Genomic DNA, 16,627 nt, shown 5'->3' with positions numbered 1-16,627 from the left:
CCTGCTGTCACCCACTGAACCGATGCCACGCGAAGAAGAAGTGAAGGGCCACATCCGGGAATTCCTGAAGAAGTCATGGGAAGCCAGAAGCGCGCATCCGCTCCTGCCAGTCGTGTCACTCACTCGGACGCTACCAGCGTGCCAGAAGTGACATATCCTGCTGCCAAGTTACAAAGCTTCCCGCGTTGATACCAGCCCTGCTTGTTGCGACGCGACTTTCCGCGACGGGTCGCGGGTCCTGGACAGCCGGGAGTCAGCTCTTGGAGCACATGTCTCAGAAACGAGAACAGGGCCATACCTGTCGGTATGACCCTGTGTGTCTCGCCTCACGCATGCCCCGCGCTCAGACTGCTCCGGGCGGGGCCGTGAGCGACATGCGCCGTCGGTAGATCAGACGCTGTAGTACATGTCGAATTCGAGCGGGTGAGTCGCCATGCGCAGGCGCTGGATGTCTTCGCCCTTCAGCTCGAGGTAGGCATCGATCATGTCGTCGGTGAAGACGCCACCCTGGGTCAGGAACTCACGATCGCCGTCCAGCGCGGTCAGTGCCTGTTCGAGGCTCTCGGCCACGGTCGGGATGGACTTGGCTTCTTCGGCCGGCAGGTCGTAGAGGTTCTTGTCCATGGCATCGCCCGGGTGGATCTTGTTCTTGATGCCGTCGATACCGGCCATCAGCATCGCGGAGAACGCCAGGTACGGGTTGGCCGTCGGATCCGGGAAGCGAGCCTCGACACGCTTGCCTTTCGGGCTGGCGGTGTACGGGATACGGATGGAAGCGGAACGGTTGCGGGCAGAGTAGGCCAGCATGACCGGGGCTTCGAAGCCCGGCACCAGACGCTTGTAGGAGTTGGTGGACGCATTGGTGAAGGCGTTCAGCGCACGAGCGTGCTTGATGATGCCGCCAATGTAGTAGAGGGCCATTTCGGACAGACCCGCGTACTCGTCACCGGCGAACTGGTTGTCGCCATCCTTCCAGAAGGACTGGTGAACGTGCATGCCGGAACCGTTGTCACCGACCAGCGGCTTGGGCATGAAGGTCGCGGACTTGCCGTAAGCGTGCGCCACGTTGTGGATCACGTACTTGAGTTCCTGAACCTCATCGGCCTTCTTGACCAGGGTGTTGAACTTGACACCGATCTCGTTCTGGCCGGCGTTCGCCACTTCGTGGTGGTGAACTTCGACTTCCTGACCGATGGCTTCCAGGGTGTTGCACATGGCAGCACGGATATCGTGGAAGCTGTCGATCGGCGGGACCGGGAAGTAGCCGCCCTTCAGACGCGGACGGTGACCCAGGTTGCCGCCTTCCGGCGTGGAATCGGTCGCCCATGCACCTTCTTCGGAAGAGATCTTGAACATCGCGCCGTTCATCTCGTTCTTCCAGTGCACTTCATCGAAGATGAAGAATTCCGGCTCCGGACCGAAGAAGGCAGTATCGCCCAGACCGGTGGACTTCAGATATTCCTCGGCACGCTTGGCGACGGAACGCGGGTCGCGCTCATAGCCCTGCATGGTGGCCGGCTCGATGACGTCACAGCGCAGCACCAGAGTGGTGTCTTCGGTGAACGGGTCAAGGAAGGCAGTGCCATCGTCCGGCATCAGGATCATGTCGGACTCGTTGATGCCCTTCCAGCCTTCGATAGAAGAACCATCGAACATCTGACCATTCTCGAAGAATTCTTCGTCAACCGTGCGCGCCGGGATGGAGACGTGCTGCTCCTTGCCCTTGGTGTCGGTGAAGCGCAGATCAACCCACTTGACTTCGTGTTCTTCAATCAGGGCAAGTGTCTTCTCAGCCATGGTAATTCTCCGATGGAGCCGGCGGCTCGGTTGCAGTTGGTGTCAGCGTTGTCTGTTCAGGTCTTTCGTTGTCTGTCTTTTTTCTCATGGTCAGCCAATGGATGCCAGCCATGAAGAGGATGACCTGATAATGCATCGAGCGTGCCAGAATGAAGCACACCAGAACATCAACAACAATAACTAACTGAAAACAATGAAGAAATACATGCACCCAAAGATGACATACTGGATTTTGCAGCGAGAAACATGACCCCACAAGGTGCAGAAAAGAGGATTGCGCAGGCACGAATTATCATATTGGTGCATCAAAAAATGCCTTGGCACCAATATGGTGCACAGCGAGCCATCAGGCCGATCTGACCGGTCACATCAGCCTCACGCTGGCCGCGTCAATTCGAGAGAACTCGCTGTCGATGACGGTCTTTTTCGCTCGTGATCGTCATGGCAGCCCCTGGCCACAAGTTTTTTTTCATCTGTCACAAGCGCGCGGAAAAGACTTGAGAGACAATCATTTGGGCACTTCAAGCCAATCCATGGCCCTCACTGACCCGCCTCGTGAATGCACGATGCTGGCAGGAGGCATGCCATGCCCCCTATAATGCGCCCCAAATCACAAGCGCCCGGTACGCGAGCGCCCATTTTCCGCACAGGTTCCCGTCGTGATCGAGAAACTTCGCAACATAGCCATCATCGCCCACGTTGACCACGGTAAAACTACCCTGGTCGACAAGCTCCTGAGTCAGTCTGGCACCCTGGACCGCAAGGCCGAGGGTCAGGAACGCATCATGGATTCCAACGACCAGGAAAAAGAGCGCGGCATCACCATTCTCGCGAAGAACACCGCGATCCAGTGGAACGATTACCACATCAACATCGTGGATACCCCTGGGCACGCTGACTTCGGTGGCGAAGTCGAGCGCGTGATGTCCATGGTCGATTCCGTGCTGCTGCTGGTCGATGCTGTCGATGGCCCGATGCCGCAGACTCGCTTCGTGACCCAGAAGGCTTTCGCCCAGGGTCTGAAGCCGATCGTCGTCGTCAACAAGATCGACCGTCCGGGCTCTCGTCCTGACTGGGTCGTCGACCAGATCTTCGATCTGTTCGACAACCTGGGCGCGACCGACGAGCAGCTCGACTTCCCGATCATCTACTGCTCTGCCCTCAACGGCATTGCCGGCATGGATCCGGAAGACCTGCAAGACACCATGGACCCGATGTTCCAGTCCATCGTCGACATCGTCGAGCCGCCGAAGGTCGAGCTGGACGGTCCGTTCCAGATGCAGATCTCCGCACTGGACTACAACAGCTACGTCGGCGTCATCGGTCTGGGCCGCATCAAGCGCGGTTCTGTCAGCCCGGGTCAGCAGGTTTCCATCGTCACCAAGGAAGGCGCTGTCCGCAAGGGCAAGATCGGCCAGGTCATGACCCACATGGGTCTGGACCGCGTGCAGACCGACAAGGCGACCGCCGGCGACATCGTCTGCATCACCGGTATCGAGAACCTCGCGATCTCCGACACCATCTGCGACACCGCGACCGTCGAAGCGCTGCCGCCGCTGACCGTCGATGAGCCGACCGTCTCCATGACCTTCCAGGTCAATGACTCTCCGTTCGCCGGTCAGGACGGCAAGTTCGTCACCAGCCGCAACATCCGTGAGCGTCTGGACCAGGAACTGATCCACAACGTCGCCCTGCGCGTCGAACAGGGTGAGACGCCGGAGAAATTCGTCGTTTCCGGCCGTGGTGAGCTGCACCTCTCCGTGCTGATCGAATCCATGCGTCGTGAAGGCTTCGAGCTGGCCGTGGGCCGCCCGGAAGTCATCATCAAGGAAATCGACGGCAAGAAGCAGGAGCCGTACGAAGAAGTCATCATCGACTGTGAAGAGCAGCACCAGGGCTCCATCATGGAAGAGCTGGGCTACCGCAAGGGTGAGCTGACCAACATGAACCCGGATGGCAAGGGTCGTGTGCGTCTGGACTTCATCATCCCGTCACGTGGTTTGATCGGCTTCCGTGGCCAGTTCCTGACCCTGACCTCCGGTACCGGCATCCTGACCAGCCGCTTCGATCACTACGGTGACCTGAAGGAAGGCGCAGGCGTCGAGCGTCGCAACGGTGTCATGATCTCCATGGTGCCGGGCAAGGCACTGTCCTACGCCCTGTACACTCTGCAGGAGCGCGGCAAGCTGATCATCGGTCACGGTACCGAAGTCTATGAAGGCATGCTGGTGGGTATCCACAACCGTGCCAACGACCTGGTCGTCAACCCGACCAAGGCCAAGAAGCTGGATAACATGCGCTCCACCGGCAACGACGAGAACATCGTGCTGACGCCGCCGATCCGCTTCACTCTGGAACAGGCGATCGAGTTCCTGGATTCCGATGAGCTGGTGGAAGTCACTCCGCTGCACATCCGTATCCGCAAGAAGTACCTGAAAGAGAACGAGCGCAAGCGCGCCAGCAAGTAAGACGCTGCCCGTGCAGCCCTCCACCCCATGTGGAGGGCAAGCCTGAAACGCAAAAGACCCGCCTCCCGGCGGGTCTTTTGCGTTTCAGGCGTTAACAACGCCACTTCCCTAATACTCGAGCATGTCATTGCAGATAGTGCGTCGCCATTAGGGCCGGCAGTTTCCCCCCTCAAACGTCCGTTCCTTGGCCTAACGCGTTCTAACCTCTTAAATGTGAGTCATATCAAGCTTCTGTTGTTGCGCATATCGCAGTGCTGCTCTCTTCCACCCGGCGATAGTGGTTTTCGGATGCGCCAACTTGTTGCCCGCAACGGCCAGAAGCCGCAATAGAAAACTGGAACCTGTTTATATGGCAACAGATTATTTCAATGCGTCACTTTCATGCGACGCAATGAAGTCGCGCCTTTCGCGGACACTGGGGTCAACGCATCCGAACAGGTATCTTCTGCCGGAGCTTTTTTCATGCCTACCCAGCATTTAAGAAGTCCTCAGCCATCACAGGAAGCCCGGAACCGGGTCATCTTCCCGATCATCAATGACGCCTGCCACGCGTTGCCATTGCCAGGGCCCTCTCCAGCAATCTCGCATTTCGGCGCCATAGAAGACCCGTATGAAAGGATTCATCAATGAGCATCAAGGAACGCCTGGAAACCCTGCCCTGGGACACGCTGGCACGCTACCGTCTGATCGAGATCATCGCCCTGTGGGAAGGCCGCGTCACGTCACGTCATCTGGGCAACGCCTTCGGGATAGCACGCCAGCAGGCGTCACGCGTCATGAAGACCTATCGCGAGACCGTCGCCGAACACAATCTTGAATATGATCCCGTGATCAAGGGCTACCGCCCCTCCGCCAATTTTCACCCGATGCTGACGCGGGGTGAGGTGGATGAATATCTGCAGCTGCTCGGCAATCATGACAATCTGAATCCCCACTTCACCGGACTCGGACTCGGTCAGGCCAACACCGAGGCGCTCCGCTTGCCGTCCCGCAGCGCCAGCCCGCCCGTGGTCCGGACATTGATTGAAGCGGCCAGCCAGGGAGCACGCCTGGAGGTCACCTACGCCTCTTTGAACTCCCCTCAGGGGGAAGAGCGTATCCTGTGTCCACATACGCTGGTCTATGCCGCAGGTCGCTGGCATGTGCGGGCCTTCTGTGAGAAGAACCGGGCTTTTCGCGACTTCGTGCTGTCTCGATTCCGCGATGTCCCTGAGCTGTTCGGCGAGGCACTTGAAGGCAGTCAACGTGAATTCGATGACGGCTGGGAAACCCGGGTCACCCTGCGCCTGGGGGCAGACCCTCGCCTGACGCCAGATGAGCGTGGCCTGATCGAACAGGACCACGGCATGGTCGACGGCGAGCTTCACCTCCCGACTCGCGGCGCCCTCGTCCAGTATGTGCTGCGTGAGCTGGGCATCAATCCGGATTATCTGGATGAGTCGCCCCGTGCGCAGCAATTGGTGGTGTTGAATCATGCCGAGATCAGCGACTGGTTGTTCGTCAGCTCCAGCGCCTGAAACGATGGCTTGCAGGACTATCCAGCGCTGAGTGAAGTTTATATGATGACTTCTGCACACAGTCCTTCGCCTACCCGGCGGAGGGCTGTTTTTTTGGTAACTCGCCAGGCCTTGTCAGCAAGGCGCGGATACCACACCTGACAGGAGGTCACATGGCCACACTTCCCTCGATCATCATCAATCGTCTGGATGCCGAACGCCTCGAGCGCCTGATCGATCGCGTCTCGGCTGCCGACCGCCAGGTGGCGGAACAGCTTGAGGACGAACTGGAGCGCGGCGATATCGTCGAGCCTCACGAGGTGCCCGCCGATATCGTCAGCATGAACAGCCGCGTGGAGTTCACGGATCTGACCCGCCAGCAGACCCTGATACGCACGCTGGTCTATCCGCACGCCCTGTCAGACCAGCAGGATGGCCTGTCAGTACTGGCGCCTCTGGGAGCCGCTCTGCTGGGGCTGCGGGTCGGTAGCCTCATCGAGTGGCAGCTGCCGGATGGCAGCCTGCACGAGGTACGCATCGAGGCGCTCCACTACCAGCCGGAAAGCGCGGGCGATCTGCACCGCTGACAGCGCCTAGCGCATCAGCAGGCGGCGGATCAGACCATGGATGGCGCGTGCTGCCGGCCCGTCGGCATAGGGCGGATACATCAGCTTCGCGCCATTCATGCGCCCCTTGGCAAAGACGCCCTTGGCCTTGCTCAGCGTCTGGAATCCTTCCCGCCCGTGGTAATGCCCCATGCCGGATGGCCCGATGCCGCCGAACGGCATGTCATCCTGCGCCACATGCAGCAAGGTGTCGTTCAGACACATTCCACCTGCATGCGTGCCCTCGGTGACCCGCTGCTGTTCGTGCTTGTCGTGGCCGAAGTAGTAAAGCGCCAGCGGGCGTGGGCGCGCATTCACGTAGGCCATCGCAGCGGACAGCTCATCCACCGCCGCGTCCGGCAGCGCGACAATCGGCAGCAGCGGCCCGAAGATCTCCTCCTGCATCACCCGCATCTCATCCGTCACCTCAAGCAGTGCCAGCGGCGGCATCAGACGCTTCTCGACCAGCGCCGGGTCATCCCAGTCAGGGCTGTCGAGCAGTGGCCTGAGCGTCGCACCCTTGGCCAGTGCATCCTCGAGCACTTCCCTCACGCGCTGGTATTGACGCTGATTGATGATGCGCGAGTAATCCTGCGTCTCGGCGAAGCGCGGATAGAAGCGCTGGAAGCACTCCCCCAACGCCTGAACCAGCGACTCGATCTGATCTTCCGCACACAGCACGTAATCCGGAGCGACACAGGTCTGGCCGGCATTCATGCCCTTGCCGAAGGCAAGACGTGAGGCCGCCTTGCGGCGCTGCGCGTCGTCCGCCATCAATTGGCGCGACATGATCACCGGCGACTTGCCGCCCAGCTCCAGCGTGACGGGGGTCAGATTCTCCGCCGCGGCGCGCATCACATGCCGGCCCACCGCCGTGCTGCCGGTGAACAGCAGGTGGTCGAAGGGCAGTGCCGAGAAGGCCGCCGCGACCTCGGCCTCGCCGGTCACCCCCGCGACCTGCACTTCCTCGAAGGCATCCGCGAGCATGCCGCGCAGCGCCTCGGCGGTTTCCGGCGTGAATTCGCTCATCTTGATCATCACCCGATTGCCGGCGCTCAGCGCGCTGATCAAGGGGCCGATCGCCAGATACAGCGGATAGTTCCACGGCACGATGATGCCGACCACACCAAGTGGCTGGTAGACGACACTTGCACTGGCTGGCTGGAAGGCGGCGCTGACGTGGCGCTTCGAGGGCTTCATCCAGCCCTTCAGGTGACGGCGTGCATGGCGAATGCCCTCGTAGCTCGGTACCAGTTCCGCCAGGCGTGTCTCGTGAGCACTGCGATGACCGAAATCTCGGCTGATGGCCGCGACCAAGGCCTCCTCGTGCACCTTGAGCGCATCACGCAGCGCTGCCAGCCAGCCACGCCGCTCCTCGGCACTCGGCATCGGCGCGTGGGCGAAGGCTGCTCGCTGAGCGTCCAGCAACTCACGCATGCGAGCCATCTCGGCCTCTCCCTCGTGGTCTGATGAGGCAGTCGCAGCGTCGGAGGTGGCAGGGAGGTCGTCAACAGCACGGGGGTCTTCAGGGGAAGCAGGCGTCATGAGCGTATCCGGTGGGAGCTGTCGAGAATGACAGACGTCGTCGTGGCTCACTCCGTTTTAGAACACTCGTTTGATGGCGTCAAAGAAAGTCTGCACGACAGTCCACGCAAGCCAGAATGCAAGAAGCCCCCGCACCGTGAGGTGCGAGGGCTTCTCGGATGTCATCTTGCCGATCGGCCGATGACGGAATTCGTTGGCGCGCCCAGCAGGATTTGAACCTGCGACCCCTGCCTTCGGAGGGCAGTACTCTATCCAGCTGAGCTATGGGCGCGCATGCCATGATTGCGGAGAACCAAGGCGCGCTTATGGTAACGTCTTGATTCTACGTTGTCGAGATATCACGCCCGTCACACGGTTGCCGCCCCCTCGGCCAGCGCTATACTGGCTCGATACACAGCCTTCAAAAGGTGCACCTCATGCAAGCTCGCCAGCTATCCGCGTCATTCCTCACGCGCTCATCCCTGCCGGTTTCCCTGAGCGCGATGCTGTTCAGCGTGCTTGTCAGTTCACAGGCGCTCGCCGCGGACAATTCGCATGACGCCATCGCCGAGCGCCTCAAGCCGGTGGGTGAGCTATGCCTGAAAGGTGAGAATTGCGCAGGTGACATGGCCGGAGCGGGCCAACAGCCGTCTGCGGCGGCGGAGACCGACTCCGCCAGCGCTGCCAGCGCGATCGACGGCGAGAAGGTCTACGGCGGTATCTGCATGGCCTGCCATACCACGGGCGCGGCCGGCGCACCGCGTCTGGGTGAGGCCGGCGACTGGGAAGCGCGTCTCGCCAAGGGCGACGAGACGCTCTACACCCATGCCATCGAAGGCTTCAATGCCATGCCGGCCAAGGGCGGCAACCCGGCGCTGTCCGATGAGGAAGTGAAGGCCGCCGTGGACTATCTGCTCGACTCCGTGCGCTGACCCTCAAGCGCGACTAACCGAGCAGGGAACGCAGGCCCGCGATGGCATCCCGTCCGCGGGCCACCTTCTTCTCCTGATCCTGCGGCTTGTCGGCACGCCCTTCCCACTCGAGATCCTCGGGGGGCAGCTCATCCAGGAAGCGACTCGGCACGCAGTCCATCATCTCGCCATAGGTCTTGCGCTGCCGGGCCAGTGTCAGCACCAGCGTGCGCCGTGCCCGCGTGATGCCGACATAGGCGAGGCGACGCTCCTCCTCCACCGTCTCCATCTCGATGGAGTTGCGGTGCGGCAACAGGTCTTCCTCCAGCCCCATCACGTAGACGTGCGGGAATTCCAGGCCCTTGGAGGCATGCAGCGTCAAAAGCTGCACACGGTCCGAATCGTCCTCCTCGGCCTGCTGCTCGAGAATGTCGCGCAGCACCAGACGTGAGATGGCCGCCGCGACATCACCGGTCTCGGTGTCACCGACCATCGCCTCGCTGCCCTCAAGCTCTTCCACCTCCTCCTGGGGATTGCCGCTGATCGACTTCTCCAGCTGGTCGATCAGGATCCAGACGTTGGCCATGCGCCGCTCGGCGATCTTGGGGGCACTGGCGTTCTGATACAGCCAGCCCTCGTAATCCACCTCATGAAACAGCTCGCGGATCGCGCTGATCGACTGACCGGCGTCCATCTCGCGACGCACGCGGTCCAGCGTGTGGGTGAAGCGACCCAGCCTGTCCAGGGCGCGCTCGCTGAGCTGCTCACGCAGGCCCATCTCGCTGCAGGCGGCGTAGAGTGACACGCCACGCCCGGTGGCGTAGTTGGCCAGCTTCTCCAGCGTGCCCGGCCCGACTTCGCGCCGCGGCACGTTGACGATGCGCAGGAAGGCATTGTCGTCCGCCGGGTTGATCAGCAGACGCAGATAGGCCATCGCGTCCTTGATCTCGTTGCGCCCGAAGAAGGAGGTACCGCCGGAGAGCTTGTAGGGAATCTGATAGTGCTGCAGCTTCAGCTCCAGCAGACGCGCCTGGAAGTTACCACGATAGAGCACCGCGAAATCACGCCACTCGGCGCCTTCCTTGATGCGCCGCGTCAGGATCTCCCCCGCCACGCGCTCAGCCTCGGCCTCTTCGTTGCGATTCATGATGATGCGGATCGGGTCGCCATCGCCCATCTGCGACCACAGCGTCTTGTCGTAGACGTGCGGGTTGTTGGCGATCAGGGTGTTCGCCGCGCGCAGGATGATGCCGGTGGAGCGATAGTTCTGCTCCAGCTTGATCAGATTCAGCCGCGGGAAATCCTCGCCGAGGGTGACGAGGTTCTCGGGGCGCGCGCCGCGCCAGGCGTAGATGGACTGATCATCGTCCCCCACCACGGTGAAGGTCTGACGCTCCTGCATCAGCATCTTCACCAGCAGGTACTGACTGATGTTGGTGTCCTGATACTCATCGACCAGCATGTAGTGGATGCGCCGTTGCCAGCGTGCCAGCACCTCGGGATGGTCACGGAACAGCACCACTGGCAGCAGGATCAGGTCATCGAAGTCCACCGCGTTGTAGGCCTTGAGATGCCGGTTGTAGGCCTCGTAGATCACCGCGGCGTACTGGGCGTCTTCATCCTCGGCATGCGACAGCGCCGCCCCGGGCAGGATGAGGTCATTCTTCCAGGTGGAAATCTGACTCTGCACCGCATTGATCTGCTCGGCGTCGGTGTCGGCTTCCTTGTGCATCAGCTCCTTGATCAACACCTTGGCGTCATCGGTGTCGAACAGCGAGAAGCCCGGCTTGTAGCCCAGTGTCTTCAGCTCGCCGCGGATGATGGTCAGGCCGAGGGTGTGGAAGGTCGAGACGATCAGCCCGTGGCCCTCGCGGCCCTTGAGCATCTTGCCGACTCGCTCCTTCATCTCGCGCGCCGCCTTGTTGGTGAAGGTCACGGCGGCGATGTTGCGTGCCTTCATGCCGCATTCCTGCACCAGATAGGCGATCTTGGTCGTGATCACGCTGGTCTTGCCGGAACCGGCCCCTGCCAGTACCAGACAGGGGCCATCGATGGCGCGCACGGCTTCCTGCTGGCGGGGGTTGAGCTTGGCGAGGCGATCACGGATCTCGGTCATCACGGTGTCCTGCTGGGCGAGGAAATCAATCGAAGAAACATCTCTGGTGGTGCCGGGCATGAACGGGCAGCGCACTCAATCAAGCTGCACGGCCCCGGCAAAGTCGAGCTGACGCCAGCTTTCGTAGACGACGACGGCGACGGCATTCGACAGATTCATGCTGCGGCTGTCGGCCAGCATCGGCAGGCGCAATACCTGCTCGCGGGGGAGACTGTCGAGCATCGCCTGTGGCAGGCCGCGCGTCTCGGGGCCGAACACCAGCGCATCACCGGCCTGGAAGCTGGCCTCATGCGGCGCGGTGCGACCCCGCGTAGAGAGCGCGAAGATGCGCGCAGGCTTCACGGTTGCGACGAAGTCATCGAAGCTGGCATGGCGCTGCACACGTGCCCACTCATGATAATCGAGTCCGGCACGCCGCAGGCGCTTGTCCTCCAGCTCGAACCCGAGCGGCTCGATCAGATGCAGGCGAAAGCCGGTATTGGCGCACAGGCGGATGATGTTGCCGGTATTGGGCGGAATCTCGGGCTGATAGAGCACGATATCGAGCATGAGCGAACTCGCGGCAGATGACGAAACAGGGCGTTGGCAGGCCAGCATTCCCCTCATGGCAGCACCGCCCGCCAGGACAACGCAAAGCGGGCCCCGAAGGGCCCGCCATCTTACCGCAATGCGCATCCGTCGCGCAGGGCGGGAATCAGAACTGCAGACGCATGCCGACCAGCGGGCCGGAATCCAGCGTGCGCTCGTCACGGTTGTCGAAGTCCGCCTTCACCTTGCGGTAGCCGACATAGCCTTCGACGTTGTCGATGACCTGGTAGCGGGCGCGCAGACCGTACTCGTAGCTGTGCTCCAGCTCGTCGCTGGTCACGACGTCCGGGGTGACGTAGCCATAGCCACCCAGCGAGACGCGCGGCGCGCCCGGCAGGTAGTAGTAGCCATAGCCGCCCAGGCCCAGACCGCCGCCGTCACCGTGGTCGGTGTCGTACTGGCTCCAGCGTGCGCCGAGGCCCACGTCGTATTCGCTGGTGCGCTCGGTGCCCAGCAGCTGGACGTGACCGGCGGTGACATCATCGTGGTCATCGCTGGACAGGATACCGCCGCCGAGCTGGACGCCGTTGCTGATCTCGCCGTTCAGCTCGCCCTGGACGGCTTCACTGTTGAGGTTGAGATCGGCGTTGCCGGCGAGTGCCGGGGCGGACAGGCTCGCGGCAAGGATAGCTGCCGAAAGGCCGAGAATGTTACGGTAAGCTGTCATGTGCATGTCTCTCTACGTGACTGGGAAATGTGGTGTGCGCGGGTCATGAGCGCTCTCAGGCGCTCTGGAGACCGTACTGCGCACGATAGTCGCGGATAGCTGCCGCGTACCCAGACAGTTCCTGCTGTGCGTATTGCTCAAGATACTCCAGCACCTGGTCGAGCGTCACGATACTGACCACGGGCATGGAGAAACGTGCTTCCACTTCCTGGATGGCACTGTTCGCTTTCAGGCCACCCTGTCCATCCGGAGCACGCTCCTGACGGTCCAGAGCGATCACGACCCCCGCCGCCTTGGCACGCTCGGCGTGGATGATCTCCATCACTTCGCCGATGGCGGTACCGGCGGTGATGACGTCATCGATGATCATCACGCGGCCTTTGAGGGGCGCGCCGACCAGCGAGCCGCCTTCACCATGCGTCTTGGCTTCCTTGCGATTGAAGGTAAACGGCATGTCGCGCTGATGGTGGTCGGCCAGCGCGACGGCCGTCACGGCACCCAGCGGGATGCCCTTGTAGGCAGGGCCGAACAGCACGTCGGCCTCCAGGCCCGAGTCGACGATGGCGCGGGCGTAGAAACGGCCCAGGCGCGCCAACGCCTGACCGGAGCGGAACAGGCCAGCATTGAAGAAGTAGGGGCTCACCCGCCCGGACTTGAGCGTAAACTCGCCAAACCGCAGCACGTCCTGCTCGATGGCAAACTCAATGAACTCCCGCTGGTAGTCCTGCATCCGATATCACCTTTGAATTCGTTAGCCATTTACCAAATCGTCTAAAGCTCGGGTATCATACAGGCGCGACGAACCAGGGACCACGTATGAAAATCGCTACAGTTAACGTCAATGGTATTCGAGAAGCGGTCAGCCGCGGCTTCCTCGACTGGCTTGCCAGTCAGGACGCCGACGTCGTCTGCATCCAGAACCTCAAGGCCAAGAGCTTCGAGCTCGACGACAGCATCCTCTACCCGGAAGGGTATGAAGGCTACTTCCTTGACGCCGAGAAAGACGGCTTCTCGGGCGTAGGCCTCTACTGCCGCCAGATTCCCAAGGCCATCATGTATGGACTGGGCTTCGAGCAGTGCGACAACGAAGGCCGCTACCTGCAGGCCGATTACGACCGCTTCAGCATCTGCTCCTTCCTGATGCCTGACGGCAGTGATCCGGACGCCAAGGGCGCCTTCATGGAGCAGTATCAGGAATACCTCAGCAAGCTGCGCCGCAAGCGTCGTGATTACATGATCTGCGGCACCTGGCATGTGGCCCACAAGACCGTCGATCTCGCCAACTGGTCCGACAACCAGATGACGCCCGGCTTCAAGCCGGAAGAGCGCGCCTGGATGGATCAGGTCTTCGGCCCGATCGGCTTCATCGATGCCTTCCGTGAGGTCAATCGCGAGGCTCACCAGTACTCCTGGTGGCCGGCGCTGGACAGTGACCAGCCGCGCGCCCGTCAGGAAGGCTGGCGCCTGGACTATCAGGTCATCGACCCGAACCTGCGTCGTCACATCAAGGACGCATGGATCGATACCGACGCGACCTTCAGCGAATTCGCACCGGTGATCGTCGAGTACGACCTCGAACTGTGATCCGTCGCGTCTCGCCTTGAGCGCTCGGCCTCGGGCCACCCTGCCAGTCGCATGATGTGCCATCCGGCACTGACGAAAACGCCCCCACCGCGCAAGCGATGGGGGCGTTTTCCGTCGGGTCCCGAAAAAGGACTCAGGCCTCGGCGGGCATGCCCAGCGCCGCACGCTGCGCGGCGAACAGCTCCGCTCCGGTCCGCTCGGCGAGATCCAGCAGCGCGTTGAGCTCGGCGCGATCAAAGGCTGCGCCTTCGGCCGTGCCCTGCACCTCGATCAGCCCCTTGCCTTCCGCCATCACCACGTTCATGTCGGTATCGGCCTTGCTGTCTTCCGGATAGTCGAGATCCGTGACCGGCACGCCCTTGTAGATACCGACGGACACGGCGCTGACCAGACTCACCAGCGGGTCCGTCTTGATCTTGCGCTCACGCTGCAGGCCCTGCAGCGCATCGACCAGCGCCACACAGCCACCGGTGATCGCCGCGGTACGCGTACCGCCATCGGCCTGCAGCACATCGCAGTCGATGGTGATGGTGTATTCGCCCAGCTTCTTGAGGTCCACCGCAGCGCGCAGCGCACGGCCGATCAGACGCTGGATCTCCACCGTACGACCACCCTGCTTGCCACGCGCCGCCTCACGATCACTGCGGGTGTGGGTCGCGCGCGGCAGCATGCCATACTCGGCGGTCAGCCAGCCCTTGCCGGAACCGCGCAGCCAGCGCGGCACGCCCGCCACGACAGAGGCGGTGCACAGTACGCGGGTATCCCCGAACTCCACCAGCACCGAGCCCTCGGCGTGACGAGTGAACTCACGGGTCAGGCGGATCTCGCGCGGCTGCTCCGGGGTGCGGCCACTAGGGCGGATCACGTTGGCTTCGCTCATGGGGATTCCTTTGTTGCAGTCTTCGGGAGGCCAGAGTCTACACGCCACGCCCACGGGCGACGACCTTCACCGCACACCGGGCCGCCCGCCCGAGAGCACTGGGCGCTCAAGAGCGGCGAGCGTACACTTCAAGACAATCATCACGGACGCTTCATGCTCCGCCCCTTCTTCCCGACTGCCAACCGACAAGGAGCACGTCATGGTCCACAGCATGACCGCCTTCAGCCGCCAGACCCATGAAGCCGACTACGGCACCCTGACACTGGAACTGCGCTCGGTGAATCAGCGTTATCTGGAACCGCACTTCCGCCTGCCCGACAGCCTGCGCGAACTCGAAAGCGCCTTCCGTGAAGGCCTGCGCAAGCGCCTCAATCGCGGCAAGGTCGAACTCTCGCTGCGCTTTGACGCCGAAGCCGGTGCCGACAGCCTCGCCGTCGATGCCAGACGCCTGGGCGAACTCAGTCGCGTGCTCGCCGAAGTCGGCCAGCACTGCCCGGACGCCCCTCAGCCCTCACGCCTCGCCCTGCTCGACTATCCCGGCGTACTGGTACGCGAAGGCGCTGATCAGGAGCGCATCAAGGCCGATGCCTTGAGTCTGTTCAAGCACGCGCTGGACGAGCACATCGAAGGCCGCGCCCGCGAAGGCGAACGCCTCGCCGAACTCATCACCGCTCGCCTCGACAGCGTCGACAGCCACGTCGCCGAAGTCCGCCGCCTGATGCCGGACATCCTCGCCCGACAGCGTGAAACCCTGCTCGCCCGCCTCGAGGAAGTCCGCGCCACCCTCGACCCGCAACGCCTGGAAGCCGAACTGACCCTGATGGCCCAGAAGGCCGATGTCGATGAAGAACTCGACCGCCTCGACACCCACGTCAGCGAAGTCCGTCGTCAGCTCACCCAGAAGGGCCCCATCGGCCGCCGCCTCGACTTCCTGATGCAGGAACTCAACCGCGAAGCCAACACCCTCTCCTCCAAATCCGTCGTCGCCGACACCACCCGCTGCGCCGTCGAGCTCAAGGTGCTGATCGAACAGATGCGCGAGCAGATTCAGAATATCGAGTGATATCCCGCCAAAGGAGTTAGCCGGATGAGCAGACCCGAACCATGGAGTGGTGAAGAAGTCACAGCGATTGTCGAAACGTACAAGAAGATGCTGGTTGCAGAACTGTGTGGCCAGCATTACGTGAAAACAGACCACAATCGTGAGCTAGCCGAGAAATTAAATAATCGCTCAAAGGCTTCTATCGAATTTAAGCATCAAAACATCAGTGCCGTGCTACGAGATGCTGACTGCCCCTATATCAATGGCTACAAGCCGATGAGCAATTATCAGGGCATGCTGGTCGATGTTGTTGAGCGCCACCTACTTCGTACTGAGCTATTCGATCAGGCAGCACGCAATGCAGCAGACCGGCCAGTCATTGATGCGCCGGCCCCAAGAGATATTTCCATCATTGTCACACCGCCGGAATCTAAAACACCTCAGACCAGCGTGCAGGAAGCCAAACAGCGTTACACGACGCCCACGCCGGTTAAGCGCGACTACTTGGCACGAGAAGCCCGCAACCATGCACTAGGGAGTGCTGGCGAGCGCTTTGTGGTGGCCTTTGAAAAGATGCGCCTTAGAAAAGAAGGCCTGACATCGCTAGCCGAGAAGGTCGAGCATGTGGCGGAAACCCAGGGCGATGGCTTGGGCTATGACGTCCTATCCTTTGATGCGGATGGACGAGAGCGCTGGATCGAGGTGAAGACGACGGCATTCGCCAAAGAGTGCGCTTTTTTCATCACGCCAAATGAACTCAAATGCTCGCAAGCCAATCCTGAGCACTACCATCTTTTCCGCATCTTTAGCTTCTTAACCCAACCCAACATGTACTGCTTGAGGGGGGATCTTTACCCGCAATTGACGCTCAATCCGCAAAGCTATCGCGCACATCTACTGTGAATGGCTGGCTCCCGTGTCCTAGCAATTGAAACTCAGCCCCACAGCC

General features: G+C 61.5%; 15 protein-coding genes and 1 tRNA gene. 7 read left to right on the top strand and 9 right to left on the bottom strand.

The window, feature by feature from the left end; translation table 11 throughout:
• Positions 1 to 390: 390 nt before the first annotated feature.
• Both glnA and PJK54_RS10565 read right to left on the bottom strand, forming a co-directional pair.
• Positions 391 to 1,797, bottom strand: a complete 1,407-nt coding sequence (gene glnA, locus PJK54_RS10570) for a glutamate--ammonia ligase (RefSeq protein WP_065392424.1) — start codon at positions 1,795 to 1,797, stop codon at positions 391 to 393.
• A complete protein-coding gene (locus PJK54_RS10565; RefSeq protein WP_271302774.1) occupies positions 1,790 to 2,083 on the bottom strand; it encodes a hypothetical protein in 294 nt (97 codons plus the stop codon). Before PJK54_RS10565 ends, glnA begins: the two co-directional genes overlap by 8 nt.
• 373 nt (positions 2,084 to 2,456) lie before the next feature.
• Here PJK54_RS10565 and typA point away from each other — a divergent pair, with 373 nt between their 5' ends.
• From typA to rnk, 3 genes are all read left to right on the top strand, one after another.
• A complete protein-coding gene (typA, locus tag PJK54_RS10560; RefSeq protein WP_077379915.1) occupies positions 2,457 to 4,265 on the top strand; it encodes a translational GTPase TypA in 1,809 nt (602 codons plus the stop codon).
• Positions 4,266 to 4,891: 626 nt separating this feature from the next.
• Positions 4,892 to 5,782 (top strand): WYL domain-containing protein, encoded by an 891-nt coding sequence (locus PJK54_RS10555; RefSeq protein WP_077379913.1) that lies wholly within the window; start codon positions 4,892 to 4,894, stop codon positions 5,780 to 5,782.
• A gap of 152 nt (positions 5,783 to 5,934) precedes the next feature.
• Complete coding sequence (gene rnk, locus PJK54_RS10550; RefSeq protein ID WP_077379911.1) at positions 5,935 to 6,348, top strand: nucleoside diphosphate kinase regulator; 414 nt, start codon at positions 5,935 to 5,937, stop codon at positions 6,346 to 6,348.
• 6 nt (positions 6,349 to 6,354) lie between these two features.
• On the opposite strand, the gene PJK54_RS10545 is transcribed toward rnk, so the two are convergent.
• Positions 6,355 to 7,812 (bottom strand): coniferyl aldehyde dehydrogenase, encoded by a 1,458-nt coding sequence (locus PJK54_RS10545; protein WP_271302773.1) that lies wholly within the window; start codon positions 7,810 to 7,812, stop codon positions 6,355 to 6,357.
• A gap of 293 nt (positions 7,813 to 8,105) precedes the next feature.
• Positions 8,106 to 8,182 (bottom strand) — tRNA-Arg (locus PJK54_RS10540).
• A gap of 145 nt (positions 8,183 to 8,327) precedes the next feature.
• On the opposite strand from PJK54_RS10540, the gene PJK54_RS10535 reads away from it, so the two are divergent.
• Complete coding sequence (locus PJK54_RS10535; protein ID WP_271302772.1) at positions 8,328 to 8,822, top strand: c-type cytochrome; 495 nt, start codon at positions 8,328 to 8,330, stop codon at positions 8,820 to 8,822.
• 13 nt (positions 8,823 to 8,835) lie between these two features.
• Here the strand turns inward: PJK54_RS10535 and rep are convergent, their stop codons facing one another.
• From rep to pyrE, 4 genes are all read right to left on the bottom strand, one after another.
• A complete protein-coding gene (gene rep / locus PJK54_RS10530) occupies positions 8,836 to 10,917 on the bottom strand; it encodes a DNA helicase Rep (protein ID WP_077379907.1) in 2,082 nt (693 codons plus the stop codon).
• Positions 10,918 to 10,992: 75 nt separating this feature from the next.
• The gene (gene trmL, locus PJK54_RS10525; RefSeq protein WP_191236394.1) at positions 10,993 to 11,466 is read right to left on the bottom strand and encodes a tRNA (uridine(34)/cytosine(34)/5-carboxymethylaminomethyluridine(34)-2'-O)-methyltransferase TrmL; all 474 of its coding nucleotides are present in this window, start codon (positions 11,464 to 11,466) and stop codon (positions 10,993 to 10,995) included.
• A 145-nt stretch (positions 11,467 to 11,611) separates the two neighbouring features.
• Positions 11,612 to 12,172 (bottom strand): YfaZ family outer membrane protein, encoded by a 561-nt coding sequence (locus tag PJK54_RS10520; RefSeq protein ID WP_271302771.1) that lies wholly within the window; start codon positions 12,170 to 12,172, stop codon positions 11,612 to 11,614.
• A gap of 55 nt (positions 12,173 to 12,227) precedes the next feature.
• Entirely contained in the window at positions 12,228 to 12,902 is a 675-nt protein-coding gene (pyrE, locus tag PJK54_RS10515; protein WP_271302770.1) for an orotate phosphoribosyltransferase, read from the bottom strand.
• Between the two features lie 86 nt (positions 12,903 to 12,988).
• On the opposite strand from pyrE, the gene PJK54_RS10510 reads away from it, so the two are divergent.
• Positions 12,989 to 13,756 carry an exodeoxyribonuclease III gene (locus PJK54_RS10510; RefSeq protein WP_077379899.1) on the top strand — a complete coding sequence of 256 codons (768 nt, stop codon included), beginning with the start codon at positions 12,989 to 12,991 and terminating at the stop codon, positions 13,754 to 13,756.
• 133 nt (positions 13,757 to 13,889) lie between these two features.
• Here the strand turns inward: PJK54_RS10510 and rph are convergent, their stop codons facing one another.
• Positions 13,890 to 14,636 (bottom strand): ribonuclease PH, encoded by a 747-nt coding sequence (gene rph, locus PJK54_RS10505; protein ID WP_077379897.1) that lies wholly within the window; start codon positions 14,634 to 14,636, stop codon positions 13,890 to 13,892.
• A gap of 199 nt (positions 14,637 to 14,835) precedes the next feature.
• Between rph and PJK54_RS10500 the strand changes: the two genes are divergently transcribed.
• Together PJK54_RS10500 and PJK54_RS10495 are read left to right on the top strand one after the other, a co-directional pair.
• The gene (locus PJK54_RS10500; protein WP_271302769.1) at positions 14,836 to 15,699 is read left to right on the top strand and encodes a YicC/YloC family endoribonuclease; all 864 of its coding nucleotides are present in this window, start codon (positions 14,836 to 14,838) and stop codon (positions 15,697 to 15,699) included.
• Positions 15,700 to 15,723: 24 nt separating this feature from the next.
• A complete protein-coding gene (locus PJK54_RS10495; RefSeq protein ID WP_176493848.1) occupies positions 15,724 to 16,581 on the top strand; it encodes a DUF3883 domain-containing protein in 858 nt (285 codons plus the stop codon).
• Positions 16,582 to 16,627: the final 46 nt, after the last annotated feature.

Origin of the sequence: Cobetia sp. MMG027 (assembly GCF_027947415.1) — a bacterium.
Taxonomy (GTDB): Bacteria; Pseudomonadota; Gammaproteobacteria; order Pseudomonadales; family Halomonadaceae; genus Cobetia; species Cobetia marina.
This window is presented reverse-complemented; position numbering and strand designations above follow the sequence as displayed.

Excerpts from the sequence above, each read along its gene's own strand:
- glnA (WP_065392424.1), bottom strand. The coding sequence starts at position 1,797 with ATGGCTGAGAAGACACTTGCCCTGATTGAAGAACACGAAGTCAAGTGG.
- PJK54_RS10495 (WP_176493848.1), top strand. The coding sequence starts at position 15,724 with ATGAGCAGACCCGAACCATGGAGTGGTGAAGAAGTCACAGCGATTGTC.
- PJK54_RS10555 (WP_077379913.1), top strand. The coding sequence starts at position 4,892 with ATGAGCATCAAGGAACGCCTGGAAACCCTGCCCTGGGACACGCTGGCA.
- rep (WP_077379907.1), bottom strand. The coding sequence starts at position 10,917 with ATGACCGAGATCCGTGATCGCCTCGCCAAGCTCAACCCCCGCCAGCAG.
- PJK54_RS10535 (WP_271302772.1), top strand. The coding sequence starts at position 8,328 with ATGCAAGCTCGCCAGCTATCCGCGTCATTCCTCACGCGCTCATCCCTG.
- rnk (WP_077379911.1), top strand. The coding sequence starts at position 5,935 with ATGGCCACACTTCCCTCGATCATCATCAATCGTCTGGATGCCGAACGC.
- trmL (WP_191236394.1), bottom strand. The coding sequence starts at position 11,466 with ATGCTCGATATCGTGCTCTATCAGCCCGAGATTCCGCCCAATACCGGC.
- PJK54_RS10520 (WP_271302771.1), bottom strand. The coding sequence starts at position 12,172 with ATGACAGCTTACCGTAACATTCTCGGCCTTTCGGCAGCTATCCTTGCC.
- pyrE (WP_271302770.1), bottom strand. The coding sequence starts at position 12,902 with ATGCAGGACTACCAGCGGGAGTTCATTGAGTTTGCCATCGAGCAGGAC.
- PJK54_RS10545 (WP_271302773.1), bottom strand. The coding sequence starts at position 7,812 with ATGGCTCGCATGCGTGAGTTGCTGGACGCTCAGCGAGCAGCCTTCGCC.
- rph (WP_077379897.1), bottom strand. The coding sequence starts at position 14,636 with ATGAGCGAAGCCAACGTGATCCGCCCTAGTGGCCGCACCCCGGAGCAG.
- PJK54_RS10510 (WP_077379899.1), top strand. The coding sequence starts at position 12,989 with ATGAAAATCGCTACAGTTAACGTCAATGGTATTCGAGAAGCGGTCAGC.
- PJK54_RS10500 (WP_271302769.1), top strand. The coding sequence starts at position 14,836 with ATGGTCCACAGCATGACCGCCTTCAGCCGCCAGACCCATGAAGCCGAC.